This window comes from Pseudomonas sp. P179 (assembly GCF_000478485.2).
Taxonomy (GTDB): domain Bacteria; phylum Pseudomonadota; class Gammaproteobacteria; order Pseudomonadales; family Pseudomonadaceae; genus Pseudomonas; species Pseudomonas aeruginosa.
On the sequence record NZ_KI517354.1, the window covers coordinates 5,278,841 to 5,305,034 of the forward strand.

Annotated in this window: 24 protein-coding genes; 13 read left to right on the forward strand and 11 right to left on the reverse strand. The window is 66.9% G+C overall.

Annotation, left to right across the window (positions count from 1 at the left end):
• Window positions 1–7 precede the first annotated feature (7 nt).
• From napA to napE, 4 genes are read right to left on the reverse strand one after another with little or no spacing between them, the layout of a single operon-like run.
• Complete coding sequence (gene napA / locus HMPREF1224_RS36630) at window positions 8–2,512, reverse strand: nitrate reductase catalytic subunit NapA (protein WP_009876083.1); 2,505 nt, start codon at window positions 2,510–2,512, stop codon at window positions 8–10.
• Window positions 2,493–2,822 (reverse strand): chaperone NapD, encoded by a 330-nt coding sequence (locus HMPREF1224_RS36635; RefSeq protein WP_010793924.1) that lies wholly within the window; start codon window positions 2,820–2,822, stop codon window positions 2,493–2,495. Before HMPREF1224_RS36635 ends, napA begins: the two co-directional genes overlap by 20 nt.
• Window positions 2,815–3,306 carry a ferredoxin-type protein NapF gene (napF, locus tag HMPREF1224_RS36640; RefSeq protein ID WP_003116340.1) on the reverse strand — a complete coding sequence of 164 codons (492 nt, stop codon included), beginning with the start codon at window positions 3,304–3,306 and terminating at the stop codon, window positions 2,815–2,817. The genes HMPREF1224_RS36635 and napF overlap by 8 nt, the downstream gene beginning before the upstream one ends.
• 8 nt (window positions 3,307–3,314) lie before the next feature.
• Entirely contained in the window at window positions 3,315–3,482 is a 168-nt protein-coding gene (napE, locus tag HMPREF1224_RS36645; protein WP_003082429.1) for a periplasmic nitrate reductase, NapE protein, read from the reverse strand.
• A gap of 221 nt (window positions 3,483–3,703) precedes the next feature.
• On the opposite strand from napE, the gene HMPREF1224_RS36650 reads away from it, so the two are divergent.
• The 4 genes from HMPREF1224_RS36650 to HMPREF1224_RS36665 all read left to right on the forward strand — a co-directional run bounded on the left by HMPREF1224_RS36650 (window position 3,704) and on the right by HMPREF1224_RS36665 (window position 9,870).
• Window positions 3,704–4,306 (forward strand): outer membrane protein, encoded by a 603-nt coding sequence (locus HMPREF1224_RS36650; RefSeq protein ID WP_003082431.1) that lies wholly within the window; start codon window positions 3,704–3,706, stop codon window positions 4,304–4,306.
• Window positions 4,307–4,385: 79 nt separating this feature from the next.
• A complete protein-coding gene (phoP, locus tag HMPREF1224_RS36655) occupies window positions 4,386–5,063 on the forward strand; it encodes a two-component system response regulator PhoP (RefSeq protein ID WP_003082436.1) in 678 nt (225 codons plus the stop codon).
• On the forward strand, window positions 5,060–6,406 hold the full coding sequence (phoQ, locus tag HMPREF1224_RS36660) for a two-component system sensor histidine kinase PhoQ (RefSeq protein ID WP_003082438.1): 1,347 nt from the start codon (window positions 5,060–5,062) through the stop codon (window positions 6,404–6,406). The genes phoP and phoQ overlap by 4 nt, the downstream gene beginning before the upstream one ends.
• 101 nt (window positions 6,407–6,507) lie before the next feature.
• The gene (locus HMPREF1224_RS36665; RefSeq protein WP_003082440.1) at window positions 6,508–9,870 is read left to right on the forward strand and encodes a diguanylate cyclase; all 3,363 of its coding nucleotides are present in this window, start codon (window positions 6,508–6,510) and stop codon (window positions 9,868–9,870) included.
• 3 nt (window positions 9,871–9,873) lie between these two features.
• On the opposite strand, the gene HMPREF1224_RS36670 is transcribed toward HMPREF1224_RS36665, so the two are convergent.
• The gene (locus tag HMPREF1224_RS36670; RefSeq protein ID WP_003106595.1) at window positions 9,874–10,875 is read right to left on the reverse strand and encodes an AraC family transcriptional regulator; all 1,002 of its coding nucleotides are present in this window, start codon (window positions 10,873–10,875) and stop codon (window positions 9,874–9,876) included.
• 335 nt (window positions 10,876–11,210) lie between these two features.
• On the opposite strand from HMPREF1224_RS36670, the gene dctA reads away from it, so the two are divergent.
• On the forward strand, window positions 11,211–12,521 hold the full coding sequence (dctA, locus tag HMPREF1224_RS36675) for a C4-dicarboxylate transporter DctC (RefSeq protein WP_003082442.1): 1,311 nt from the start codon (window positions 11,211–11,213) through the stop codon (window positions 12,519–12,521).
• A gap of 74 nt (window positions 12,522–12,595) precedes the next feature.
• On the opposite strand, the gene HMPREF1224_RS36680 is transcribed toward dctA, so the two are convergent.
• Window positions 12,596–13,486 (reverse strand): LysR substrate-binding domain-containing protein, encoded by an 891-nt coding sequence (locus HMPREF1224_RS36680; protein WP_010793925.1) that lies wholly within the window; start codon window positions 13,484–13,486, stop codon window positions 12,596–12,598.
• A gap of 201 nt (window positions 13,487–13,687) precedes the next feature.
• Between HMPREF1224_RS36680 and HMPREF1224_RS36685 the strand changes: the two genes are divergently transcribed.
• The 4 genes from HMPREF1224_RS36685 to HMPREF1224_RS36700 all read left to right on the forward strand — a co-directional run bounded on the left by HMPREF1224_RS36685 (window position 13,688) and on the right by HMPREF1224_RS36700 (window position 17,844).
• Window positions 13,688–14,317, forward strand: a complete 630-nt coding sequence (locus tag HMPREF1224_RS36685; protein WP_003112463.1) for a glutathione S-transferase family protein — start codon at window positions 13,688–13,690, stop codon at window positions 14,315–14,317.
• Window positions 14,314–15,333: an LLM class oxidoreductase gene (locus HMPREF1224_RS36690; RefSeq protein ID WP_003112461.1), complete on the forward strand. Its 1,020-nt coding sequence runs from the start codon at window positions 14,314–14,316 to the stop codon at window positions 15,331–15,333. Before HMPREF1224_RS36685 ends, HMPREF1224_RS36690 begins: the two co-directional genes overlap by 4 nt.
• 101 nt (window positions 15,334–15,434) lie before the next feature.
• Complete coding sequence (locus tag HMPREF1224_RS36695) at window positions 15,435–16,574, forward strand: acyl-CoA dehydrogenase family protein (RefSeq protein ID WP_003082447.1); 1,140 nt, start codon at window positions 15,435–15,437, stop codon at window positions 16,572–16,574.
• A gap of 88 nt (window positions 16,575–16,662) precedes the next feature.
• On the forward strand, window positions 16,663–17,844 hold the full coding sequence (locus HMPREF1224_RS36700; RefSeq protein ID WP_003145417.1) for a CaiB/BaiF CoA transferase family protein: 1,182 nt from the start codon (window positions 16,663–16,665) through the stop codon (window positions 17,842–17,844).
• 1 nt (window position 17,845) lies between these two features.
• On the opposite strand, the gene HMPREF1224_RS36705 is transcribed toward HMPREF1224_RS36700, so the two are convergent.
• From HMPREF1224_RS36705 to HMPREF1224_RS36715, 3 genes are all read right to left on the reverse strand, one after another.
• Window positions 17,846–18,343, reverse strand: a complete 498-nt coding sequence (locus HMPREF1224_RS36705; protein ID WP_003082453.1) for a SprT family zinc-dependent metalloprotease — start codon at window positions 18,341–18,343, stop codon at window positions 17,846–17,848.
• A 167-nt stretch (window positions 18,344–18,510) separates the two neighbouring features.
• Window positions 18,511–19,110, reverse strand: a complete 600-nt coding sequence (locus HMPREF1224_RS36710; protein ID WP_003082455.1) for a Yip1 family protein — start codon at window positions 19,108–19,110, stop codon at window positions 18,511–18,513.
• Between the two features lie 158 nt (window positions 19,111–19,268).
• Window positions 19,269–19,862 (reverse strand): DNA-J related domain-containing protein, encoded by a 594-nt coding sequence (locus HMPREF1224_RS36715; protein ID WP_003082458.1) that lies wholly within the window; start codon window positions 19,860–19,862, stop codon window positions 19,269–19,271.
• 102 nt (window positions 19,863–19,964) lie between these two features.
• Between HMPREF1224_RS36715 and ttcA the strand changes: the two genes are divergently transcribed.
• Both ttcA and HMPREF1224_RS36725 read left to right on the forward strand, forming a co-directional pair.
• On the forward strand, window positions 19,965–20,789 hold the full coding sequence (gene ttcA / locus HMPREF1224_RS36720) for a tRNA 2-thiocytidine(32) synthetase TtcA (protein WP_003082462.1): 825 nt from the start codon (window positions 19,965–19,967) through the stop codon (window positions 20,787–20,789).
• Window positions 20,790–20,835: 46 nt separating this feature from the next.
• Window positions 20,836–21,507 carry a DNA-3-methyladenine glycosylase I gene (locus tag HMPREF1224_RS36725; RefSeq protein WP_003086605.1) on the forward strand — a complete coding sequence of 224 codons (672 nt, stop codon included), beginning with the start codon at window positions 20,836–20,838 and terminating at the stop codon, window positions 21,505–21,507.
• 1 nt (window position 21,508) lies between these two features.
• Here the strand turns inward: HMPREF1224_RS36725 and HMPREF1224_RS36730 are convergent, their stop codons facing one another.
• Window positions 21,509–22,927: a basic amino acid/polyamine antiporter gene (locus HMPREF1224_RS36730; protein WP_003112459.1), complete on the reverse strand. Its 1,419-nt coding sequence runs from the start codon at window positions 22,925–22,927 to the stop codon at window positions 21,509–21,511.
• Between the two features lie 104 nt (window positions 22,928–23,031).
• Complete coding sequence (gene ddaH / locus HMPREF1224_RS36735) at window positions 23,032–23,796, reverse strand: dimethylargininase (RefSeq protein WP_003086612.1); 765 nt, start codon at window positions 23,794–23,796, stop codon at window positions 23,032–23,034.
• A 210-nt stretch (window positions 23,797–24,006) separates the two neighbouring features.
• Here ddaH and ddaR point away from each other — a divergent pair, with 210 nt between their 5' ends.
• Together ddaR and HMPREF1224_RS36745 are read left to right on the forward strand one after the other, a co-directional pair.
• A complete protein-coding gene (gene ddaR / locus HMPREF1224_RS36740; protein WP_003112458.1) occupies window positions 24,007–25,407 on the forward strand; it encodes a transcriptional regulator DdaR in 1,401 nt (466 codons plus the stop codon).
• A gap of 12 nt (window positions 25,408–25,419) precedes the next feature.
• Complete coding sequence (locus HMPREF1224_RS36745) at window positions 25,420–26,190, forward strand: NAD-dependent deacylase (protein WP_003123127.1); 771 nt, start codon at window positions 25,420–25,422, stop codon at window positions 26,188–26,190.
• The last annotated feature ends 4 nt before the right edge of the window (window positions 26,191–26,194 follow it).

Here is a 26,194-nt window from a genome sequence, read left to right on the forward strand (position 1 = left end):
GCGCTCCTCAGGCCAGGTTGAGCAGTTCGATGCGAACGGAGCACTTCTTGTAGTCGGTCTGCTTGGAAATCGGGTCGGTGGCGTCCAGGGTGACCTTGTTGATCAGCTTGTTGGCGTCGAAGAACGGCACGAACACCAGCCCCTGGGGCGGCTTGTTGCGCCCGCGGGTCTCGACCCGCGCGCGGATCTCGCCGCGCCGGCTCACCACCTTGACCTCGCTGCCGCGGCGCAGCTTGAGCTGGCGCGCATCCTCCGGGTGCATGTAGACCAGCGCGTCGGGCACCGCCTTGTACAGCTCCGGGACCCGCGCGGTCATGCTCCCGGTGTGCCAGTGTTCGAGCACCCGGCCGGTGGCGAGCCAGAACGGGTAGTCCTGGTCCGGCGCCTCGGCCGGCGGCTCGTAGGGCAGGGCGAAGACGATCGCCTTCTTGTCCGGATAGCCATAGAACTGCACGCCGCTGCCCTTGCTCACGTAGGGGTCGTAGCCCTCGCGGTAGCGCCAGCGGGTCTCCTTGCCGTCCACCACCGGCCAGCGCAGGCCGCGCGCCTCGTGGTAGGCGTCGAAGGGGGCGAGGTCGTGGCCGTGGCCGCGACCGAAGGCGGCGTATTCCTCGAACAGACCCTTCTGGATATAGAAGCCGAATGCGTCGACCTCGTCGTTGGCATAGCCCTTGGCCAGGTCGCTGGCCGGGAAGCGGTCGACCTGACCGTTGCGGAACAGCACGTCGTAGAGGGTCTTGCCCTTCAGCTCGGGGGCCTTCGCCAGCAGTTCCGCGGGCCAGACCTCGTCGGTGGTGAAGCGCTTGGAGAATTCCACCAGCTGCCAGAGGTCGGACTTCGCCTCGCCCGGTGCCTTCACCAACTGGTGCCAGAACTGCGTGCGGCGCTCGGCATTGCCGAAGGCGCCTTCCTTCTCCACCCACATGGCGCTGGGCAGGATCAGGTCGGCGGCCTGGGCCGAGACGGTGGGGTAGACGTCGGAGACGATCACGAAGTTGTCCGGGTTGCGCCAGCCGGGCAGCACTTCCTGCATCACGTTGGGACCGGCCTGCATGTTGTTGCTGACCTGGGTCCAGTAGACGTTGAGCACGCCGTCCTTGAGCATCCGGCTCTGCTGCACGGCGTGGAAGCCGACCTTCTCCTGGATGGTGCCGGCCGGCACCTTCCAGATCTTCTCCGCGGTTTCCCGGTGCTTCGGGTTGGTCACCACCAGGTCGGCGGGGAGCCGGTGGGAGAAGGTGCCGACCTCGCGCGCGGTGCCGCAGGCCGAGGGCTGGCCGGTGAGCGAGAAGGGGCTGTTGCCCGGTTCGCTGATCTTCCCGGTGAGCAGGTGGATGTTGTAGATCAGGTTGTTCGCCCAGACCCCGCGGGTGTGCTGGTTGAAGCCCATGGTCCAGAACGACACCACCTTGCGCTTGGGGTCGGCGTAGAGTTCGGCGAGGGCCTTCAGCCGCTCGGCCGGCACGCCGCTTTCGCGCGCGGTGCGCTCCAGGGTATAGGGCTTGACGAACTCGGCGAAGGCCTTGAAGTCGATATCGCTCCAGGTGTTGGCCTTGTCGGCGTTCTTCGCCTTCTTCTCCAGCGGGTCGTCCGGGCGCAGGCCGTAGCCGATGTCCTCGGCGCCATGGGCGAAGCGCACGTGGCGCTCGACGAAGTCGCGGTTCACCGCGCCGCTCTCGATGATGTGGTTGGCGATATAGTTGAGGATGATCAGGTCGGTCTGCGGCTTGAACACCATGGGCAAGTCGGCCAGCTCGAAGCTGCGGTGCTCGAAGGTGGACAGCACCGCGACCTTGACCTGCGGCGCGCTGAGCCGGCGGTCGGTGACCCGCGACCAGAGCACCGGGTGCATCTCGGCCATGTTCGAGCCCCAGAGGACGAAGCTGTCGGTGGCCTCGATGTCGTCGTAGCAGCCCATCGGCTCGTCCATGCCGAAGCTGCGCATGAAGCCCATCACCGCCGAGGCCATGCAGTGGCGGGCGTTGGGGTCGATGTTGTTGCTGCGCAGGCCGGCCTTGAACAGCTTGTTCGCCGCATAGCCTTCCCAGACCGTCCACTGGCCGGAGCCGAACATGCCGACCGACTCCGGTCCCTTGGCCTTGAGCGCGGCCTTGAACTTCTCGGCCATGATGTCGAAGGCCTGTTCCCAACTGATCGGCTGGAACTCGCCCTGCTTGTCGAACTTGCCGTCCTTCATGCGCAGCAGCGGGCGGGTCAGGCGGTCGCTGCCGTACATGATCTTCGACAGGAAGTAGCCCTTCACGCAGTTGATCCCGCGGTTGACCTCGGCCTTGATGTCGCCATGGGTGGCCACCACCTGGCCGTCGCGGGTGGCGACCATCACGCTGCAACCGGTGCCGCAGAAGCGGCAGGGGGCCTTGTTCCAGACCAGGCTGGTGACGTCCGCCTCGGTCACCAGGTTGCTGGCGCGGACCAGGATCGGCAGGCCGGCCGCCGCCGCGGCGATGGCGGCGGCGTTGGCCTTGGCGAATTCACGACGGGTGAGGTTCATCGATTGTCTCCTCGGGCGAGCACGGTATCGCGCGGTCGGTCATGGCCGCCGCGTCGTTGCTATCGTCGTCGTGCAGGATCTCGTGGTAGACCAGCACGGCGTTGAGCACTCCTGGCAGGTTCTGCAACTGGCCCAGGGTGTCGAGAATCTGTTCTTCGCGTTCGGCTTCCAGCACCAGGATCAGCTTGCCCTGCGGGCTTTCCTGGTAGATATCCAGGCCGTCGAGCAGCGCCAGGTTGGCCTTCACCGCCGGCATTCGCTGGGGCCGGCAATGCAGGATGAGACTGGCGATCTGCAGGGCTTCAGGCATGTCGTGGAGACTCCTTGGTGGATAGCGCGCGCAGTTGGATGGCCTGGCTCGGACAGGGCGCCAGGCAGGCGCCGCAGCCGTTGCAGCGCTGGCTGTCCAGCTCGGCCAGGGCGACGCCGCCGGGGGCCGGGCGGAAGCGGATCGCGGCGGGTTCGCAGGCGTCCTGGCAACTGCGGCAGTGAATCCCGGCCAGGGCCAGGCAGGCTTCGCCGATCGTGGCGATCCAGGGGAAGGCCGGGCGCGCGCCATCGAACAGGCCGGCCTCGCAGCGGCTGGCGCATTCCCCGCACAGCGTGCAGCCGGCGCTGGAGAGGTCGAGTTCGACGAGCCGACCGGCGCCGAGCTTCAGCACGCCTTCCGGGCAGGCCTCGACGCAGGCGGCGCAGCCTGTGCAGCCTGCGGCGAAGTCGGCGGCGGTCCACGGCGGGCGACGCGTCGGCGGGTGCCCGCCGAGGCGGCGGAACAGCTCTCGGCGACTGCTCATACCCGACCTCAGGCCGGCGGCCCGGGCGGGCCGGCCAGTAGCTGGTACATCCAGACGCAGAAACCGAAGCCGCCGACCAGTGCGACGGACAGCAGCGGGAACAGGCAGATCACGAGAAACAGGAAGAGCCTGGCTTCCATGCCCTTGACGCGTCCCTGGTCGGGTTGTTCGTTCATTGGCCCAGCCTCTATGCAGGCGACTGTAGAAAGCCTAGACCCTACTTGCAGTACGGGCAAAAACCTCGCCGAGCCGGCGCGCGGCAGCCTGGAAACAGAGCGTTCGCCGGCAAACGCGAGTCGTTCAGCCCGGGTTCAGCAAGCGTTCAGGGGCGGTTCAGTACCCTGTCCGTACTCTGCAAGCCGTGAACGACACGACTCTCGCAGAACGGAGAAACACCATGAAAGCACTCAAGACTCTCTTCATCGCCACCGCCCTGCTGGGTTCCGCCGCCGGCGTCCAGGCCGCCGACAACTTCGTCGGCCTGACCTGGGGCGAGACCAGCAACAACATCCAGAAATCCAAGTCGCTGAACCGCAACCTGAACAGCCCGAACCTCGACAAGGTGATCGACAACACCGGCACCTGGGGCATCCGCGCCGGCCAGCAGTTCGAGCAGGGCCGCTACTACGCGACCTACGAGAACATCTCCGACACCAGCAGCGGCAACAAGCTGCGCCAGCAGAACCTGCTCGGCAGCTACGACGCCTTCCTGCCGATCGGCGACAACAACACCAAGCTGTTCGGCGGTGCCACCCTCGGCCTGGTCAAGCTGGAACAGGACGGCAAGGGCTTCAAGCGCGACAGCGATGTCGGCTACGCTGCCGGGCTGCAGGCCGGTATCCTGCAGGAGCTGAGCAAGAATGCCTCGATCGAAGGCGGCTATCGTTACCTGCGCACCAACGCCAGCACCGAGATGACCCCGCATGGCGGCAACAAGCTGGGCTCCCTGGACCTGCACAGCAGCTCGCAATTCTACCTGGGCGCCAACTACAAGTTCTAAATGACCGCGCAGCGCCCGCGAGGGCATGCTTCGATGGCCGGGCCGGAAGGTCCGGCCGCATCTCATCCGGAGGAACCTCATGAAACTGCTGGTAGTGGAAGACGAGGCGCTGTTGCGCCACCACCTCTATACCCGCCTGGGTGAACAGGGGCACGTGGTGGACGCGGTACCGGATGCCGAGGAAGCCCTCTACCGGGTCAGCGAATACCACCACGACCTGGCGGTGATCGACCTCGGCCTGCCGGGCATGAGCGGCCTGGACCTGATCCGCGAGCTGCGTTCGCAGGGCAAGTCCTTCCCGATCCTGATCCTCACCGCCCGCGGCAACTGGCAGGACAAGGTCGAAGGCCTGGCCGCCGGGGCCGACGACTACGTGGTCAAGCCGTTCCAGTTCGAGGAACTGGAAGCGCGCCTGAACGCGTTGCTGCGACGCTCCTCGGGGTTCGTCCAGTCGACCATCGAGGCCGGCCCCCTGGTCCTCGACCTGAACCGCAAGCAGGCGCTGGTCGAGGAGCAACCGGTGGCGCTGACCGCCTACGAATACCGCATCCTCGAATACCTCATGCGGCATCACCAGCAGGTGGTGGCCAAGGAGCGCCTGATGGAACAGCTCTATCCCGACGACGAGGAGCGCGACGCCAACGTCATCGAGGTGCTGGTCGGCCGCCTGCGGCGCAAGCTGGAGGCCTGCGGCGGCTTCAAGCCGATCGATACGGTGCGCGGCCAGGGCTACCTGTTCACCGAGCGCTGCCGGTGATCCGTTCCCTGCGCATCCGTCTGATGCTCGGCGCCGCCGCCCTGGCGGTGCTGTTCATGCTGGCGCTGCTGCCGGCCCTGCAGCGGGCCTTCGGCATCGCCCTGGAGAACACCATCGAGCAGCGCCTGGCCGCCGACGTGGCGACCCTGGTCTCGGCGGCGCGGGTGGAGAAGGGCCGCCTGGTGATGCCCGAGCACTTGCCGGTGGAGGAGTTCAACCTGCCGGAGGCCAAGGTCCTCGGCTATATCTACGACCAGAATGGCGATCTGCTCTGGCGCTCCACCTCGGCGGCCGACGAGTCGATCAACTACACGCCGCGCTACGACGGCCGCGGCAACGAATTCCACACCACCCGCGATGCGAAGGGCGAGGAGTTCTTCGTGTTCGACGTCGAGATCGACCTGCTGCGCGGCAAGCAGGCGGCCTACAGCATCGTCACCATGCAATCGGTCAGCGAGTTCGAGAGCTTGCTCAAGGGGTTCCGCGAGCAGCTCTACCTGTGGCTCGGCGGCGCCCTGCTGGTCTTGCTCGGGCTGCTCTGGCTGGGTCTGACCTGGGGCTTCCGGGCGATGCGCGGGTTGAGTTCCGAGCTGGACCAGATCGAATCCGGCGAGCGCGAGAGCCTGAGCGAGGAGCATCCGCGCGAGCTGCTGCGCCTGACCCACTCGCTGAACCGCCTGTTGCGCAGCGAGCACAAGCAGCGCGAGCGCTACCGCCACTCCCTCGGCGACCTGGCGCACAGTCTGAAGACGCCGCTGGCGGTCTTGCAGGGGGTCGGCGACCAGCTCGCCGAGGAGCCCGGCAACCGCGAGCAGGTGCGGGTGCTACAGGGCCAGATCGAGCGCATGAGCCAGCAGATAGGCTATCAGTTGCAGCGCGCCAGCCTGCGCAAGAGCGGCCTGGTACGCCATCGCGAGCAACTGGCGCCGCTGGTGGAGACCCTGTGCGACGCGCTGGACAAGGTCTATCGCGACAAGCGGGTAAGCCTGCAGCGGGACTTCTCGCCGTCCTTCAGCGTGCCGGTGGAGCGCGGCGCGCTGCTGGAACTGCTCGGCAACCTGCTGGAGAACGCCTATCGCCTGTGCCTGGGCCGGGTCCGCGTGGGCGCCCGGCTGGGGCCGGGTTACTCGGAGCTGTGGGTCGAGGACGACGGTCCCGGAGTGCCTGCCGAACAGCGCGCACGAATCATCCGCCGCGGCGAGCGCGCCGATACCCAGCACCCGGGGCAGGGCATCGGCCTGGCCGTGGCGCTGGACATCATCGAGAGCTACGACGGCGAACTGAGCCTGGACGATTCCGAGCTGGGCGGCGCCTGCTTCCGCATACGTTTCGCTACAGTCTGAGACTTGGCGGCCGTTACCTACGTCTGAGGTGTTTCCGCGCTACGCTGAAGTCTGTTCGGCTGGCGCAGTTCCTTTGACGCAGGTACCGGGGATTCGAGCGGATGTTCAGTGGCAAAACCGACGACAGGGGCTTGTGGGCGGGCATCCAGGCCGGTGTGCTGTTCTTTCTCGCCGCCCTGGCCTGCATCTACCTGTCGCGCCAGCCTGCCACCATCGCGGCGATCTGGCTGCCCAACGCGATCCTCACCGCCGCCCTGCTGCGCGCGCCGCTGCGCCAGTGGCCGGCGATCCTGCTCTGCTCCGCCGTGGCCAACCTGGCGGCCAACCGCCTGTATGGCGACAGCCTGTGGATGAGCGCGGCGTTCCTGCCGGCCAACCTGAGCGAAGCGATCTTCGCCGCGATGCTGTTACGCATCAACCGGGTGCGCGAGGACTTCGAATTCAACCTGCATTCGGCGGTTCGCGTGCTCTGGGCCGGCGCGCTGATCCCGCCCTTGCTCGGCGCCTCGGTGGGCGCGGTGCTGGTCAGCGTCTTCGGCATGGGGCGTTTCCCGGAAATGTGGGCGCGCTGGTACGTGGGCGATGCGATGGGCATGCTCGCGCTGCTGCCGTTATGCATGGCCAGCAACCTGGCGGCCTGGCGTCACGCTCTGTCGGGGCGGGCGGGAGTGGACAACGCGATGCTCCTGCTGGTGACCCTGGTGATCAGCTTCGTGGCCCTGACGCGCCTGCCCTACGCCTTCATCTACGTGCTCCTGCCGCTGCTGGTGGCCGCCGCCAGCACCAGCGTGTTCGGTACCGCGCTGATCGGTTGCCTGAACACCTGTTTCATCGCCGTGCTGATCGCCCTCGGCGTGTTCCTCCCCGAGTCGTCCCAGCAGCGTTTCGGCGAGCCGCTGCTGTACCTGCCGATGGCCTTGACCCTCATTCCCGCCTTCCTGGTCTCGGTGATCATGGAGCGCAGCCGCCGCGAGCAGCATCAGGTGGCCATCGGCGAGGCGCAGTTCCGCGGCGCCATGGAATTCTCGGCGATCGGCATGGCCCTGGTGTCGCTGGAGGGGCGGCTGTTCAAGGTCAACGAGGCGCTGTGCCGGATGCTCGGCTATTCCGCCGAACGCCTGGGCGAGCTGTCGTTCCAGGAGATCACCTATGTGGACGACCTGGAACTGGACCTCGACCTGGTGCGCGACCTGCTCGCCGGGCGTATCAACTCCTACCAGATGGAGAAGCGCTACCTGCGCCAGGACGGCGAAACCTTCTGGGCGCGCATCAGCGTGTCGCTGGTGCGCGACGAGGAGGGAGTCGCCCAGTACTTCGTCACCCAGGTGGAGGATATCGACAGTCGCAAGCGTGCCGAGCTGGAGCGCGAGCGTCTCGCCGAACGGATCAAGCTGGCCACCGACGCCGGGCAGATCGGCATCTGGGAGTGGGACCTGGCGCGCAACCGCCTGCACTGGGATTTCCGCATGTTCGACCTGTACGGCATCCGCAGCGGTCCCGGGGAGACCACGGTGGAGCAGTGGAAGGCGAGCCTGCATGCCGAGGATCACGACCGCGTGCTGCGCGAGCTGGAGCGCGCCGTTAGCGGGTTGCAGAAATTCGACTGCGAGTTCCGTATCGTCCGCCCCAACCGCGAGGTTCGCCACCTGCGGGCGATCGCCACGCTGACTCGCGACGAGGACAATCGGCCGGTGCGGATGATCGGCATCAACAGCGACATCACCGAGATCCGCACCCTGGCGGAAACCCTGCACGAGGAAAAGGAACGCCTGCAGGTGACCCTGTATTCCATCGGCGATGCCGTGTTGACCACCGACGCCGGCGGCCGCGTGACCTTCATGAACCCGGTGGCCGAGGCGATGACCGGCTGGACCTTGCAGGACGCCATCGGCGCGCCCCACGAACTGGTCTTCAACGTGCTCGACAGCGACACCGGCGAGGCCCTGGAAAGCCCGGTGCGACGCTGCCTGCAGAACACCCGGGTGTTCTACCTGGAGGACGGCGCCACGCTGATCAGCCGCAAGGGCGAGCAGCACGATATCCAGAATTGCGCGGCGCCGGTGCGCACCCGCGATGGCGAGATCATCGGCACCGTGCTGGTGTTCCAGAACGTCACCAAGGCCCGGGCGATGCAGCGCGAGCTGAGCTATCACGCCTCCCACGATGCCCTCACCGGGCTGTTCAACCGCACCAAGTTCGAGGAGGAGCTGCAACGCGCCCTGGCCAACGCCCAGGAGCGGGCGACCCAGCATGCGCTGTGCTTCATCGACCTCGACCGCTTCAAGGTGGTCAACGATTCCGCCGGGCACGCGGCGGGCGACATGCTGCTGCGCGAGCTGAGCCGGATTCTCGCCGACCGCACCCGCGCCTCCGACACCCTGGCGCGGCTGGGCGGCGATGAGTTCGGCCTGCTGCTGTTCGATTGCGACCTGGCGGAGGCGGAGCAGGTGGCGAGCAAGCTCATCGAGCAGATCTGCTCGGTGCGCTTCCCCTGGGAAGGGCGGCTCTACGACGTGGGCGCGAGCATCGGTATCACCGCCCTTACCGCCACCTCGCGCAGCACCAGCGAACTGATGAGCCAGGCCGACGTGGCCTGCTACGCGGCCAAGCATGCCGGGCGCAACCGGGTTTCGGTGTACCAGTTCGGCCATGAGGAAGTGGAGCGCCAGCACCGCGACATACTCCTCGCTAGCGGGCTGCGCGAGGCCCTGGAGAACGACCGCTTCCAGTTGCAGGCGCAGGAGATCGTCCCGGTCGGCCCCCGCCGCGACGGCGACCGGCACTACGAGCTGCTGCTGCGACTGTACGATCCGGATGGCCAGATGACTCCGCCGGGCGCCTTCATCCCGGCCGCCGAGCGCTTCAACCTGATGGCCAGCATCGACCGCTGGGTGATCAACGAGGCGCTGATCAACTTCGGCGCGCGGATCGCCGCGGTGGAGGGCCTGAGCATCGGCATCAACCTGTCCGGCAACTCGCTCAACGACCCGCTGTTCCTGCCTTACCTGCTGGATCGCATCGAACACTCGCCGCTGAGGCCGGAGCGCCTGTACTTCGAGCTGACCGAGACGGCGTTGATGAACCAGTTGTCGGTGGCTTCGCGGATCGTCGCCAAGCTGCGCGACCTCGGCTGCAAGGTGGCGCTGGACGACTTCGGCTCCGGCCTGAGTTCCTTCAATTACCTGAAGAATTTCGTCGTCGACGTGATCAAGATCGACGGTAGCTTCGTCCGCAACCTGGACAAGAGCCCGGTGGACCAGGCCATCGTCGACTCCATCAACCAGATCGCCCACCGCCTGGGCGCGGTGACCGTGGCCGAGTTCGTCGAGAGCCGGGAAATCCTCGATCACCTGGCGCGCCTCGGGGTGGATTTCGCCCAGGGCTACGCGGTCGGTCGGCCGCAGCCGTTCGCCACGGTGCTCGACCAACTGCGCAGCGGGCTTCGTCGCCAGGAGCTGGGCTGAGCTTCAGGCTTCCGCCTGGTGCCGGTACGCGCCGGGGGTGAGGCCGGTCCACTTCTTGAACGCGCGATGGAAGGCCGAGGGCTCGGAAAAGCCGAGCTGCTCGGCGATGTCCTGGATCGATAGCTCGTCCCGACCCAGGTGGTAGATCGCCAAGTCGCGGCGCAGGTGGTCCTTGAGTTGCTGGAAGCTGCCGCCTTCCTCGCGCAGGTGGCGTCGCAGGGTCTGCGAACTCATGTGCAGTTGGCGGGCGACCTGGTCGAGGTCTGGCCAGCGCCGGCAGTCGCGGCCGAGCAGGCGGCGGATCTGGCTGGTCAGGCTGTCGCCGCCGTCCGGGCGCGCCAGCAGGTCGGCGGGAGAGTGCTGGAGGAACTGCTTGAGGGTGCGTTCGTCCTGCAGCAGCGGCATGCCCAGGTAGCGGGCGGCGAACAGCAGGCTGGTGCAGCCGGCGGAAAACCGCCGGGGGCAGGGAAACAGCAGGTCGTACTCGGCCTGGTGGTCCGGCGCCGGGTAGCTGAAGGTGGCTTCCTCCAGGCGGATGCGCTGGCCGATCAGCCAACTGGCGAGGCGGTGCCAGATCACCAGCAGGCTTTCGGCGAGGAAGTGATCCGGGTCCGACAGGTGGCGTTCCTCGAGGCTCAGGCGCACCAGGTCGCCGTCGCGCCGCAGGTGGATCAGCGGCGCCTGGGGGAACAGGCCGTAGAACAGTTCGCCGCGCTGCAGGGCCTTTTCCAGGGTCCGGCAATGAATCAGGGTGTGGCACATCATGGCGAAGGTGCCGCGCTTGCTGCGGACTTCGCCGAAGCCCATGTATTCGTCGTCCAGCACTTCCCAGAGCAACTGCATCAGGCGGGTGAACTGCTCCGGCGCGATGCGTGCCCGCGGTTCGTCCAGCAGGGCCGGCTGGATGCCGGCGCGACGCAGCAGGGCGGGGCCGTCCAGGCCTTGGCGCGTGGCCCCGCGCAACGCGGCGCGGACGAAATGGCTGGCGATGGTGCGCTCACGCATGGCGGCGTCCTTGTTGTTGGAACGGCGATGGTAGGGCGCCACCCGGAAGACGACAAGGGTGGTGGCGGACTCCCGCCATGCTCGCGCGGCACAGCCGGCCCGCCGGGCGGTAATCCGCCACGCTTAGCCCGCTATGCAATTTTCATTTATTATTTAACTTGTTGATATATAAGGATTTTATTTAGATAAAGAGCATCCTGGCACAGCCTCTGCAATGCCTGGGCAAGGTTCCGCCGCGGCGGTTCACGACAAAAAATCTCCCCAGCAAGGGGGGTAACGCTACCGGTGAGCGCGTTCCAGGGAACTGGCGAAGCGCCCCCGTGAGGACTCTGCCCATGACCAAACAACCCTTCTACAAGAGCCTGTACGTGCAGGTTCTGGTCGCCATCGCCATCGGTATCGCGCTCGGCCACTGGTACCCGGAAACGGCGGTGGCGATGAAGCCGTTCGGCGACGGCTTCGTCAAACTGATCAAGATGGCCATCGCGCCGATCATCTTCTGCACCGTGGTCACCGGCATCGCCGGCATGCAGAGCATGAAGTCGGTCGGCAAGACCGGCGGCATGGCGCTGCTGTACTTCGAGGTCGTCTCCACCGTGGCCCTGATCATCGGCCTGGTAGTGGTCAACGTGGTCCAGCCGGGCGCCGGCATGCACGTCGACCCGAACACCCTCGACACCAGCAAGATCGCTGCCTACGCCGCTGCCGGCGAGAAGCAGAGCACCGTCGACTTCCTGATGAACGTGATCCCCGGCACCGTGGTCGGCGCGTTCGCCAACGGCGACATCCTCCAGGTCCTGTTCTTCTCCGTGCTCTTCGGCTACGCCCTGCATCGCCTGGGCAGCTACGGCAAGCCGGTGTTCGAGTTCATCGAGCGCGTCTCCCACGTGATGTTCAACATCATCAACGTGATCATGAAGGTCGCCCCGATCGGCGCGTTCGGCGCCATGGCCTTCACCATCGGCGCCTACGGCGTGGGTTCGCTGGTGCAGCTCGGCCAGCTGATGCTGTGCTTCTACATCACCTGCATCCTGTTCGTGCTCATCGTCCTCGGCGGCATCGCCCGCGCCCACGGCTTCAGCATCCTGCGCTTCATCAGGTACATCCGCGAGGAACTGCTGATCGTGCTGGGCACCTCGTCTTCCGAGTCGGCCCTGCCGCGGATGATCGACAAGATGGAGAAGCTCGGCTGCAACAAGTCGGTGGTCGGCCTGGTGATTCCCACCGGTTACTCCTTCAACCTCGACGGCACCTCGATCTACCTGACCATGGCCGCGGTGTTCATCGCCCAGGCCACCGATACGCCGATGGACATCACCCACCAGATCACCCTGCTGCTGGTGCTGCTGATCGCTTCCAAGGGCGCCGCCGGCGTCACCGGCAGCGGCTTCATCGTGCTCGCCGCGACCCTTTCCGCCGTCGGCCACCTGCCGGTCGCCGGCCTGGCGCTGATCCTCGGCATCGACCGCTTCATGTCCGAAGCCCGCGCGCTGACCAACCTGGTCGGCAACGGCGTGGCCACGGTAGTGGTTTCCAAGTGGTGCAAGCAGCTCGACGAGGGCACCTTGCAGCGCGAACTGGCCGGCGAGGGCAACGCTTCGTCGCCTGCCAGCGATATTCCGGTGGGCGGCCGCGAAGCGGTCTAAGCTCAAACCTGTTCGGCAGGGGGAAGTGAAGAGCTCCCTGCCGCCCTTCGAACCCGCCCTCGTGGCGGGTTTTTTTATGCCTCGGCGGCGACCTGCTCGCGCAGCCAGGCGAGGAACAGCGAGAGGGGCGCTCGTTGCGCCGCTCCTGGCAGGCTCACCGCGTAATAGGCGAAGCGGCTCGGCCAGGGCCGCTCGAGGGCGACCGCCAGGCGGCCGCTGGCGATCTCGGCGCGGGCATGGATCTCCCGTACCAGCGCGATACCCTGGCCGGCCTCGGCGGCGCGAACCAGCAGCAGGTCGTCGGCGAAAGCCGGACCTCTCTCGCTGCGCGGGTCGTCCTCCACCCCCATCGCCCGCAGCCACAGGCGCCAGTCATTGCGCTCCGACTCCTGCAACAGTGGGTAGGCCAGGCAATCGATCGCTTCGCGGATCTCAGGACCTTCCGCCAGCAGGCGCGGGCTGGCCACGGGGATCAGCGGCGGGGCCATCAGTGCCTGCACGTCGAGTCCGGGGTAGTCGCCGAGCCCGTGGCGGATGGCGACGTCGATTCGTTCCCGGCGCAGGTCGGCGAGCAGTGCCGTAGCCTCCACGCGGACTTCCACCTGCGGGTGCGACGCGCTGAATTGACCGAGGCGCGGCACCAGCCAGGTGGCGGCGAAGGAGGGCTCGGTGCTGACCGTGAGGGTCTGGCGGGCATTGATCGCCTCCAGCTGGGCAAGGCTCGCGGTGATCTGCTCGAAGGCCTGGCGGAGGCCGGGATAGACCTGCTCGCCCTCCGGCGTCAGGCGCATGCCATGGCTGAAGCGCTGGAACAGGACGACGCCGGTGCGCGCCTGCAGAGCCCTGAGCTGCTGGCTTACCGCGCCGGGAGTGACGCCCATGGCCGCGGCCGCGCGGGTGAGATTGCCATGGCGGGCGGTTTCGACGAAAGCGCGTAGCGCGAGAAGCGGGAGGACGGCACCCATGAATTCAGTTTTTCTATAAACAGGTTGTAGAAAGGATCGTTTTTCATCCGCCGGCCTGGGCTTCAGCATGTGTGGCGAAACGAGAGACTTTAGCCTAGCTGCTTTCTTCGGTGTGCGGGAAGCGGCCGAGGCGGTTTCCCCGGTCGGCGCCGCCCCCATCGCCCAGGCGCCGGATAGTCCAGCGCTGCAAGGATACTTGCCATGCCTTCCCTCCAGCTCTACAGCGACAGTTCACCCAACGGATTCAAGATCACCATCGCCCTCGAGGAACTGGGGCTGCCCTACGCACTGCACCACGTTCGCATCGACCATGGCGAGCAACGCCGCCCGGAATTCCTGCGCCTGAATCCACATGGCCGGATACCGGTGCTGGTAGACCGGGCCGCCGGCATCACCCTGTTCGAGTCGGCGGCGATCCTGCAGTACCTGGCGGAGACCAGCGGGCGGTTGCTTCCCGACGCCCCCCGGGAACGCTGGGAGGCCCTGACCTGGCTGACTTTCCATGCTTCCAGCATGGGGCCCATCCTCGGCCAGCGCGTGCATTTCGAGATCTTCGCCGAAGAGCGGTACCCGCCGGCCATCGAACGCTATCGGCGGCTCTCCGAGGAGGTTTTCGCCACCCTCGACCAGCGCCTGGCCGGACGGCCCTGGCTGGCCGGTGAGCAATACTCCATCGCCGATATCGCCACCTTCGGCTGGACCCATACGGCGCGGATCGTCGACTTCGACTTCAGCCATTATCGCCACCTGGACGACTGGCACCGGCGCATGGCCCTGCGGCCTGCGGTGCAGCGCGGGATCCTCCTGCCGGAACCGGCGGTGGGTCCATGAGCGCCCTGCTGCAAGGCGCCTCGGCGCCGGCCTTCGTCGGGCACCCTGGCTATCGGCGCATGTTCGCCGCAGACGCGCTGACCCTGGGCCTGTTCCTGCCGTTGCGTTTCTACCAGGGCGACATGCGGGTGCTGCTGGGCCAGGCGCGGCTGGTCGAAGAAATCGATCGACTGGGATTCGCCGCCGTCTGGGTACGCGACGTACCGCTGTTCGACCCACGCTTCGGCGATGCCGGACAAGTGTTCGACCCGTTCACCTACCTTGGCTATCTGGCCGCGCGGACCCGCCGTATCGCCCTGGCCACCGGCAGCGCGGTGCTTGCCCTGCGCCAACCGGTCGACCTGGCCAAGGCCGCGGCGAGCGTCGACCGGTTGTCCGGCGGACGCCTGGTGCTGGGCCTCGCCTCCGGCGACCGGCCGGTGGAGTTCCCCGCCTACGGGTTGGAGCATGCGCAGCGCGGCGAGCGGTTCGCCCAGGGCCTGGACTACCTGCGCCAACTGCTGCACGGCTGCCGGCACGTCGCCTCGCCGCTCGGTACGCTGGACGACGCCGAACTGTTGCCGCGTCCGCCGGCCGGCGCCATCCCGCTGGTCGTCACCGGCTCCGCGCGGCAGCCGGCGGACTGGCTGGCACGCCAGGCGGATGGCTGGCTGACCTATCCGGAGTCGACTGTCGATGCGTCCGGACCACGTCGCCTGGCCCGGAAGATCCGCGCCTGGAGGATGTCCATCGCGGACGGCGGGTTCCGCCCGCACATGACCAACGAATGGCTGGACCTGGTGGACGACCCGGCGTATCCGCGTACGCCGTTGCACGGCGGCTACGTCCTGCGCACCGGGCGCAACGGCCTGATCGAGCTGCTCGGCGAATGGCGCGCGGCGGGCGTCAACCATGCCGCCCTGGGCATCCAGTTCGCCGCCAGGCCGGCAGCGGAAGTCATCCAGGAACTGGCCGAGGAGGTGCTGCCGTTGTTCCCGTCCCACCCGGGCGTGCAGCCGGCGAGCATGGACTGGTAGCTGACCGATTCGGTCAACCGAGCCTGAGCGCTCGCGTCATTGAGGGCGCCGGCCGGCGCCGCCTACCCTGCGGAACCACTGACCGCAGGGAGTCCCCGTACATGCAACGGCAGATCTTCGAGACCGAACACAACCTGTTCCGCGATGCCTTCCGCGCCTTTCTCGACAAAGAGGTGGTGCCGCACCAGGACGCCTGGGAAGAGGCCGGGGTGGTCGACCGCGCTGTCTGGAGGAAGGCGGGGGAGATGGGCTTCCTGCTGCCCTGGGCGGACGAGGAGTACGGTGGCGCCGGGCTCAAGGACTTCCGCTACGAGCAGATCATGTGCGAGGAGCTGGCGCGGATCAACGAACCGGGCTTCATGATCCCGCTGCACTCGGCGTTGTGCGGGCCGTACATCGCCGAATACGGTAGCGCCGAGCAGAAGGCCCGCCTGTTGCCGGGGATCGTCCGTGGCGAGACCATCCTCGCCGTGGCCATGACCGAGCCGTCCGCCGGCTCCGACCTGGCCGGCATGCGCAGCACCGCGGTGGACAAGGGTGACCACTGGCTGCTCAACGGCTCCAAGGTGTTCATCTCCAACGGCCTGCTGGCCGACCTGGTGATCGTCGCGGCGAAGACCGATCCGGCGAACAAGCACGCCATGGGCCTGTTCCTGGTGGAGCGCGGCATGCAAGGCTTCGAGCGCGGGCGCAACCTGAAGAAGCTCGGCATGAAGAGCCAGGACACCGCCGAGCTGTTCTTCAACAATGTGCGGGTGCCGAAGGAAAACCTGCTGGGCGACGCCAAGGGCGGCTTCTTCTACCTGATGAACATGCTCGCCCAGGAGCGCCTGACCAACGCCTGCGGCGCGGTGGCCGGGGCCGAGGCGGCGTTGCAGGCGACCATCGACTACGTGAAGGAGCGCCAGGCCTTCGGCCGGCCGGTGGCGCACTTCCAGAACACCCGCTTCAAGCTCGCCGAAATGCGTACCCAGATCGACGTGGCGCAGGTCTTCACCGACCGCTGCGTGATGGACCACAACCAGAAGAAGCTGTCCCCCGAGGTCGCCGCCGAAGCCAAGCTGTTCACCACCGAGCTGCTGGGCAAGGTGGTCGACGAAGGCGTGCAACTGCATGGCGGCTGGGGCTACATGTGGGAGTATCCGATCTGCAGGATGTACGCCAACGCCCGCATCCAGCGGATCTTCGCCGGTACCTCGGAGATCATGAAAGAGATCATCAGCCGCGGCATGAAGCTCTGACGCCACGGCCATGTCGCGCCGCGCGGCGGGTGGATAGGCTGCTCGGCAGGCGATCCCGACCAATGCCCGGCGACCCAGAGGAGGGAGCATGAAAGGCCCGTTGTCATCGTTGAAAGTGCTGGATTTCTCGACCCTGTTGCCGGGGCCGTTCGCCTCGCTGCTGCTGGCCGACATGGGGGCGGACGTGCTGCGCGTGGAGTCGCCCGGGCGCATGGACCTGGTGCGGGTGCTGCCGCCGCACGTCGACGGCACCTCGGCCAGCCATGCCTACCTGAACCGCAACAAGCGTTCCATCGGCCTCGACCTGAAGCGGCAGGGCGCGCGCGAGGTGGTGCTGGAGCTGGTACGCGAATACGACATCGTCCTCGAACAGTTCCGTCCGGGGGTGATGGACAAGCTCGGCGTCGGCTACGAGGCGCTGAAGGCGGCGAACCCGCGGCTGATCTACGTGGCCATCACCGGCTACGGCCAGACCGGGCCGTACCGCGAGCGCGCCGGGCATGACATCAACTACCTGGCGCTGGCCGGCGTCGCCAGCTACACCGGGCGCCGCGAGCGTGGCCCGTTGCCGCTGGGGGTGCAACTGGCGGACCTCGCCGGCGGTTCGTTGCATGGCGTGATGGGCCTGCTGGCGGCGGTCATCCACCGGCAGCAGACCGGCGAGGGGCAGTTCGTCGACATCAGCATGACCGACTGCGCCTTCAGCCTGAACGGCATGGCCGGCGCCGGCTATCTCGCGGCCGGGGTCGAGCCGGAGATGGAGGCGCTGGCGCTGAACGGCGGCAGCTTCTACGACTACTACCGCACCCGCGATGGCCGCTGGTTCTCGGTGGGCAGCCTGGAACCGCAGTTCATGCAGCAATTCTGCGCCGCCATCGGCCGCCCGGAACTGGCCTCCCGCGGCCTGTCGCCGAAGCCGGAAGAGCAGCGGGCGCTGAAGCGCGAGATCGAGATGGAGTTCGAGAAACGCGACTTCGCCGAATGGCAGGCGGTGTTCGCCGCCCTGGATGCCTGCGTGGAGCCGCTGCTGCCGCTCTCCGAGGCGCTGGAACACCCGCAGTTGCAGGCGCGCGGGCTGGTCGCCCGGGTGCCGCTGGCGGACGGCGGCAGCCAGGCGCAGATGGCTTGTCCGATCAAGTTTTCCGCCGGCCTGCCGGCGCCTCGCCACATCGGCGCGGCGCTCGGCGCCGACACCGTGGCGGTGCTCGAAGGCCTGGGCTACTCCGCCGAACGGATCGCCGAGCTGAAGGCGGCCGGGGCCATCGCCTGAATCACTCGCGGAGCACTTCGCCGGTGAACACCAGGGTCGCCTTGCAGCGCCGGCAGTAGTAGCGGCGCCCCTTGGCCACCAGGGTGTGGCGTTGTGGGGAGAACGGGAAGTCGTTGTGCTCCGGGCAATGGCAGCGGTACAGGTAGCGGGTGGTGGCGCGGCGCTTGACCGCGTAGGTGTGGCAGCGGTCCGGCGGCAGGCCGTAGATGCCGCGCATGATCAACTGCCACTCCTCGCCGTGGGGGCGGATGCGCGGGCCGAACAACTGGTGCGCGATCAGGTGCGCGACTTCGTGGGCCACGGTCTGTTCCAGGAAGTGCTCGCGGTTCTCGCGGTACAGCTGGGGATTGAAGCGCAGCAGGTTCTCGTCGAGATGGGCGACCCCGGCTTTCTGGCCGCGCAGGCGGAAGCTGACGGTCGGGCGGGGGAAGCTGCGTTGGAAGAAGTGTTCGGCCTGCCGATAGCAGGCCTCGACGCGGGCGTTGAGGTGTTCGGGCATTCGGGAAGACTCCAGCAGCGGGCGATTATGCCGGAGACAGGAGGGCGGGCGCAGGCGTCGGGACGACCGCTCGTCCGGGGTGCAGGATCAGGCAAGCGCGGCGGCGGGCAAGAAAAAACCGGGCGGCGGTTGCCCGCGGCCCGGTCGTACGATGCGTTCGCTGGACGTCAGCTGGTGTATTCCGGGCCGACCCCGCTGCCCCAGAGGATCACCGACAGGGCGATCATCGCCACCAGCACCACCAGGCCCACCGCCAGCACCGAGCTGGAGAACAGGAAGCCTTCGTCCTTGTGGATGTTCATGAAGGTGGGAATCCCCACGTAGAGCAGGTAGACCGTGTAGCTGATCGCCGCCACCCCGACGATCATTCCCAGCCAGAGGTGCGGATACAGCGCCGCCAGCCCGGCGATGAACAGCGGCGTGGCGTTGTAGGCGGCGAACACGATGCACTGGGTCAGGCTCGGGTTGGCGTCGTAGGTCCGCGCCATCCAGTGGATGAACGCGCCCATCACCGCCACCCCGGCGAGCATCGCCAGGTAGGTGAGGACCGTCATCTGCAACGCGCTGGCCTGGGTCAACTTGACCGGATCGCCGCCGCCGACCACCCAGCCGACCTGGGTCGTGCCGATATAGGCGGAAATCGCCGGAATGGCAGCCAGGATCAGGATGTGGGTCAGGTACATGTGGCTGATGCTTTCTTCTTCGCCACGGATTTCCTGCCATTCCTGATCGGGATGGGTGAAGAGCCCCCATACATGATGGATCATGCCGTTTCCTCCTCGTTCTTATGTGGTCGCCCCCCAGCGAAGCGCCGGGCGCGCATGGACAGCGCCACCCGGTGCTCGGCCGACCTATGCGACCTTATGTCGCAGTATAGGAACGGCCCGAGCCCGCGTCGCTCGCGGGTTTAGAGCAAATCGAAGCTTCACGGCCGGCTGTAATAGCGTTGCAGTATTTCCATCGCCTTGTTGATCGATTGCAGGCGCGCAGTGCTGCCGCCGCGGTCGGGATGGTGCTGGCTGACCAGTTGCCGGTAGCGCAGCTTGATGGCGGGATAGTCGACCGCGCCTTCCAGCTCGAACAGGGCGAGGGCGGCGGCCTTCTCCTCGCTGCCCTGCATGCGCGTCCAGAAACTCTGCAGCAGCCGCTCGACGTCGGCCTCGCTGGTCTCCCCCAGGTGACGCAGGTCGAGGTAGTAGTCGCGCAGCGGATCGCCCTGTTCCAGCGCCTGCGTGCCATCCACGTAAGGATGCAGGCGCAGGCTCAGCGGGCTGATCTCCAGGTGCGCCTCGCGCTCGGCCCAGAGGTGGTCGCGCAGGTGGTAGAGCGCGTTGAACAGGAGGAAATGGGTGCGGAACAGCACCAGCTTGTCGGCCAGTTCGCGATGGGGGATATGCGTCGAATGGCGGGCCTTCAGCAGCTGGATCAACTGGTATTCGGAAAGCCCCTCGGGATGCTCGCGCAGCAGGCAGAGGATCTGCCCGGCGAGGTCGAGGCGGTGGTCGAGGTCGGGAGTCATGGGACAAGACTAGCATCGGGCGTCGGGAGGGGCTGGGGTCGGCGTCGCTTTGTGCGTAAAATAGCCAGCTTTTCTCCTCGAACACCCGGATTCCAGAGCACCATGGGCACCCTTTCGGTCAATCAGAACAAACTGCAGAAGCGCCTGCGCCGCCTGGCCGGCGAGGCCATCACCGACTTCAACATGATCGAGGATGGCGACAAGGTCATGGTCTGCCTGTCCGGCGGCAAGGACAGCTACACCATGCTCGACATCCTGCTCTACCTGCAGAAGGTCGCGCCGATCCGCTTCGAGATCGTCGCGGTGAACATGGACCAGAAGCAGCCCGGTTTTCCCGAGCACGTCCTGCCGGAGTACCTGAAGTCGATCGGCGTCGAGTACCACATCGTCGAGAAGGACACCTACTCGGTGGTCAAGGAGAAGATCCCGGAAGGCAAGACCACCTGCTCGCTGTGCTCGCGCCTGCGCCGTGGCACGCTGTACACCTTCGCCGACGAGATCGGCGCGACCAAGATGGCCCTCGGTCACCATCGCGACGACATCCTCGAGACCTTCTTCCTCAACATGTTCTACGGCGGCACCCTGAAGGCCATGCCGCCGAAGCTGCTGGCCGACGACGGGCGCAACGTGGTGATCCGGCCGCTGGCCTATTGCAGCGAGAAGGACATCGAGGCCTATTCCCAGCTCAAGGAGTTCCCGATCATCCCCTGCAACCTCTGCGGTTCGCAGGAGAACCTGCAGCGCCAGGTGGTCAAGGAAATGCTGCTGGAATGGGAACGCAAATCGCCGGGGCGTACCGAGATCATGTTCCGCGCCCTGCAGAACGTGGTGCCGTCGCAACTGGCCGACCGCAACCTGTTCGACTTCGCCAACCTGCGCATCGACGAGAACGCCACGCCGCGCTTCCTCGACGTGATGAACCTCTGAGCTGCGCCGCGGGTCAGTTCTTCTCTCCGGTCTGCAAGGATTCCCGATGCGCGACTACGCCTGGATGTACGAATACTGCCTGAACCGCTTCGGCTCCAGGGAGGCGCTGGAAGCGCGCCTGCCGCAGCCGAAGAGCGCCGCCGAGCTGCGCGCGGTGGGTGACGACCGCTACCTGTCGCTGATCAGCCTGCGGATCTTCCGCGCCGGCCTCAAGCACAGCCTGGTGGACGCCAAGTGGCCGGCCTTCGAGGAAGTGTTCTTCGGCTTCGATCCGCAGAAGGTCGTGCTCATGAGCGCCGAGCATCTCGAGCGGCTGATGCAGGACGCCCGCCTGATCCGCCACCTGGGCAAGCTCAAGAGCGTGCCGCGCAATGCGCAGATGGTGCTCGACCTGGCCCGCGAGCATGGCAGCTTCGGCAACTTCCTCGCGGATTGGCCGGAAACCGACATCGTCGGCCTGTGGAAGCTGCTGAGCAAGCGCGGCAACCAGCTCGGCGGCTTGTCGGCGCCGCGTTTCCTGCGGATGGCCGGCAAGGACACCTTCATTCCCAGCGACGACATGGTCGCCGCGCTGAAGGCCCAGGAGATCATCGACAAACCGCCCACCAGCCTCAAGGACCTGGCGGCCGTCCAGGGAGCCTTCAACCAGTGGCGCGAGGAGAGCGGCCGGCCGCTGTGCCAGCTGTCGGTGATGCTGGCACATACGGTCAATCATTGAGTTAGAGGGTCAGCCGACCGCTGCCGATCATCCACAGCGCCGCCAGCGCGAGGACCAGCACCAGCGCCGCGACGCTGCCTTCGGCGCGATTGCCGAACGCCGGCAGGCCGCGCTGGCGACGGGCATGCAGGAAGAAGCCCAGGCCTGGCGCGTAGAGGATCATCGACAGCAGCAGGTATTTCAGCCCGGCGGCGTAGATCAGCCAGACCCCGTAGAGCGTCCCCAACAGCGCCAGCGCCAGCATCGCGCCCGAGTGCGGGCGGCGCGCCACCAGCTTCAGGCAGAAGCCGGCGCAGAGCAGGTAGGGGATCAGCGCCATCGAGGTGGCCAACTGGATCAGCGCGTTGTAGCCCGAGGCGTTGAGGAAGGCCACCAGCAGCAGCGCAGAGATCAGCGTGCTGGTCAGCCACAGTGCCGGCGCCGGGGTTTCCACCGCATTGGTGCGGCCGAACAGTGCCGGCGCGGTGTGCGTTGGGCCACGGCTGGCCAGGTAGAGCATTTCCACCGCGAGCATGGTCCAGGCCAGCAGCGCGCCGCCGACCGAGACGATCAGCCCGACGTTGATCAGCGTGGCGCCCCAAGGGCCCACCGCCGCGGCCATCACCTGGGCCATCGAGGGGTTCTTCATCTGCGCCAGTTCGTGCTGCGGCACCACGCCCAGCGACAGCACCGAGACGCAGACCAGCAACAGCAGGGTGACCACGAAGCCGAGCAGGGTTGCGCGGCTGACATCGGCCGCGTGCCGCGCGTGGCTGGCATAGACCGTGGCGCTCTCGATGCCGAGGAATACCCAGACGGTGTAGAGCATGGTGGTTTCCACCTGGCGGGTGACGCTGCCCAGGGCCGGGCTGCCCCAGAAGTCCAGGTGAAAGGTCTCGATGCGGAAGGCCAGGGCTACGCAGAGGATGAACAGGGCGATCGGCACCACCTTGGCGAGGGTCACGATGGCGTTGGTGATCGCCGCGTTGTGCACGCCGTGGAGGACGAAGGCATGCATCAGCCAGAGCACCGTCAATTCGCCGAGCAGCGCCGGCCAGGTGGTTCCGTCGCCGAAGAAGGCCAGCGCGCCGAACGAGCCGAGGGCGCTGAACAGCACCACCAGGTAGCCGGCGTTGCCGACCCAGGCGGAAATCCAGTAGCCCCAGGCGGCATTGAACCCCAGGTATTCGCCGAAGCCTTCGCGGGCGTAGCCGTAGACGCCGTCGTCCAGTTCGGGGCGGGTGGTCGACAGCCACTGGAATATCCGCGTCAGGGTCAGCATGCCGACGAAGGTGATCGCCCAGGCGATCAGGATCGCGCCGGCGCCTGCGCCTTCGGCCATGTTCTGCGGCAGGCTGAAGATGCCGCTGCCGATGATGCCGCCCACCACCAGCGCGGTCAGCGCCGGCAGCCCCAGTTTTCCCTTGTCCGAATCGGCCATGTGGCACCTCCGAAACTGCATCCGGTATGTCGCGCCAGGCGCAGGCGGAGCCTGCGCCGGGGTGCGACGGCGGGAGGCGGCGGGTCGGTCCGCCGCGGCATGGTTCAGAAGCGCAGCGACATGCAACTGACGCCGCCGTCGATCTTGCGATATTCGGAGGTGTCCACCTCGATCACCCGGTAGCCGAGGCGGGCGATCTTCTCGCGGGTCCGGGGATAGCCGGCGGGCATGATCACCCTTTCGTTGACCCAGATGCAGTTGGCGGCGTAGGACTCCTCTTCGGGGATCTCGATGATGTTGAAGTCCTGGAACTCCGGCTTGCTGACGAACTCGCCGGCGGCCAGCAGGTTGTTGTGTTCCAGGTAGGCGAGCCCGGTCTTCAGGTGCAGGACCTTTTCCAGGCGCACCACCGAGCCGCTGAGGCCATGTTTCTCCAGGATCGCGATCATCTGCCGGGCGCCCTCGGCGTTGGTGCGGGCCGATTCGCCGATGTAGAAGTGGTCGCCGACCATCATGATGTCGCCGGCTTCCACCGTGCCGGGTGCCTCGATGCGCTCGACCTTGCCCGGATAGAAGCGCTGCACGGTTTCCTCGATGATCTCGGTCTCGCCGCGCCGCGATTCGGCGCCGGGGCGGGTGATGATGGCGCAGCGCGAGGTGCAGAGCACCGGGTCCTCGACGAACACCGAGTCGGGGAAGCGTTCGTCCGGCGGCAGCAGGGTGATGTCCACGTCGCAGGTCTGCAAGGCGCGGATGTAGGCGTTGTGCTGCTCCAGGGCCTTGGCGTAGTCCGGCTTGCCGAGGTGGCTGGAGGTCAGGCCGTCGACCAGGCTGCGGGCGGGCGTGCGAGCGATGATGTGCTTGAACATGACGATTTTCCTCGTGTGGGGACGACGAGGTCGTTGCAAGCCACGCGCCAGCCAACGCCCGGGAATTGCCTTGGAAATCCTTGATAAATCGGAGGATTTTCCTGGTTTTCCGAGGGCTTGGTTGATCCACGCCAAGGATGCTCGGTCGCGCTGCGTCGAAGATGGGACAACTGACGAGATTTCGACATCCGGGAAACCGAGGGGGAGAGCATGGCGCTTGTCGAGGAGCCGACGATTTCCACGCGAAGCGGTGAACTGGCCTGGTTGGTGGACTGCCTGGCGCCGATTTTCGACGGCCTGCGGCAACCGGTCACGGTGGTCGACCCCTCCGGTCGCTTCGTCTACTACAACCGTGCCAGCGGCCTGCTCGATGGTCTCGACCCGCAGCGGGCGTTGGGTATGCACCTGTTGCAGAGCGCTCCCTGGCTGGCGGCCGAGCAAAGCACGCTGTTGCGTTGCCTGGCCGAAGGGCGGCCGTCGATCGATACGCTGCAGGCCTACGTGGGGGCCGGCGGCGAGCTGTTGCAGTATCGCCACCGGGCGATCCCGCTGCGCGGGCGCGACGGTTGCCTGCTCGGCGCGATGGAACTCGGCGAAGTCGTCGCCGAGACCGAAGAGGCCGCAGGCCTGGCGGATTGCCCGAACATCCTGAGCGTGGCGCCGAGCCTGCTGCGGCAGTTGCAGCGCCTGGACGTTTTCGCCGCCACCGACCTGCCGCTGCTGATCCATGGCGAGACCGGCACCGGCAAGGAACTGTTCGCCCGTCGCGCCCATGCCCTGAGCCCGCGACGCAGCGGTCCGATGATCAGCCTGAACTGCGCAGCGATTCCCGAGACGCTGCTGGAAAGTACCCTGTTCGGCACCACCCGCGGCGCTTTCACCGGCGCCGAGAACCGCAAGGGCATGTTCGCCCTGGCGCAGGGCGGCAGCTTGTTCCTCGACGAGATCAATTCCATGCCGATGGCCATGCAGAGCAAGCTGCTGCGGGTCCTGCAGGACGGCAGCTACCTGCCTCTGGGCAGCCTGAGCCCGCAGCGGGCCGATGTGCGCCTGATCGCGGCGAGCAACCAGCCGCCGCGCCAGGCGATCGCCGAGGGACGCCTGCGCGAGGACCTGTACTACCGTCTGGACGTGGGCAGCCTGTGCATCCCGCCGCTGCGCGAGCGCCCCGGCGATGTGGAACTGCTGGCACGGGCGTTCGTCCGTCGCGATGCGCGCAGCCTCAACCCGCGTGTCACCGCTCTTGGCGAGCGGGCGCTGGCGCAGTTGCTGGCCTGCGACTGGCCGGGCAACGTCCGGCAACTGGAAAACGTGATCCGGCGCAGCCTGTTGCTGCACGGGGAGGGCGGCGCACTGCTGGATGAGGTGGCGTTCGCCGACGACGGCGCCGAGGCCGTGGGCGGCGAGGCCGCGCTCTCGATGAACAGCGCGGCGGTCGGAGGCCTGCGCGAGGCGCTGGCGCAACAGGAGCGCAACCTGATAGAAGACGCCTTGCGCCAGGCGCGCGGCAATCTCTCCCGGGCCGCCGCCCGGTTGCGGATTCCGCGCACGACCCTGCTCGGGCGCATGCGCCGGCTCGGCTTGCCGGCTTCCCTCGATCCGCCAGCCTGACAGGAGCCAACCATGGACAGCCACAGCCCGATCGCCACCGTCGCCCAGGCCCTGCGGCGCGCCGAACGCATCCTGGTCATCACCGGCGCCGGCCTCTCCGCGGACTCCGGTATGCCCACCTATCGCGGCCTCGGCGGTCTCTACAACGGTCGCACGGAAGAGGGCCTGCCGATCGAGGCGGCACTTTCCGGACCGATGCTGCGGCGCGATCCGGCGCTGTGCTGGAAGTACCTCGCGGAACTTGGCAAGGCTTGCCTGGCGGCCCGACCCAACGCCGGCCACGAAGCCATCGCCGAGTTGCAGAGGCACAAGCCGGAATGCTGGGTGCTGACCCAGAACATCGACGGCTTCCATCGCCAGGCCGGCTCGCCGGCCGAGCGGCTGATCGAGATCCATGGCGAACTGGCGCCGCTCTACTGCCAGTCCTGCGGTGCCGAGAGCGGCGGCCTGGAGGAGCATCTGCACGGCCAGTTGCCGCCGCGCTGCGCCGCTTGCGGTGGGGTGCTGCGGCCGCCGGTGGTGCTGTTCGAGGAAATGTTGCCGGAAGAGGCGATCGATACCCTGTACCGCGAATTGCGCAAAGGCTTCGATGCGGTGCTGGTGGTGGGAACCACCGCGAGCTTCCCCTATATCGTCGAACCGGTGCTGCGCACGCGGCAGGCGGGAGGCTTCACCGCGGAGGTGAATCCTGGCGTGACCGACCTCAGCGAGCGGGTCGATGTGAAAATGACAGGACGAGCCTTAGACATCATGCCGCAGGTGGTAAGTCACATTTATCGATAAAAAA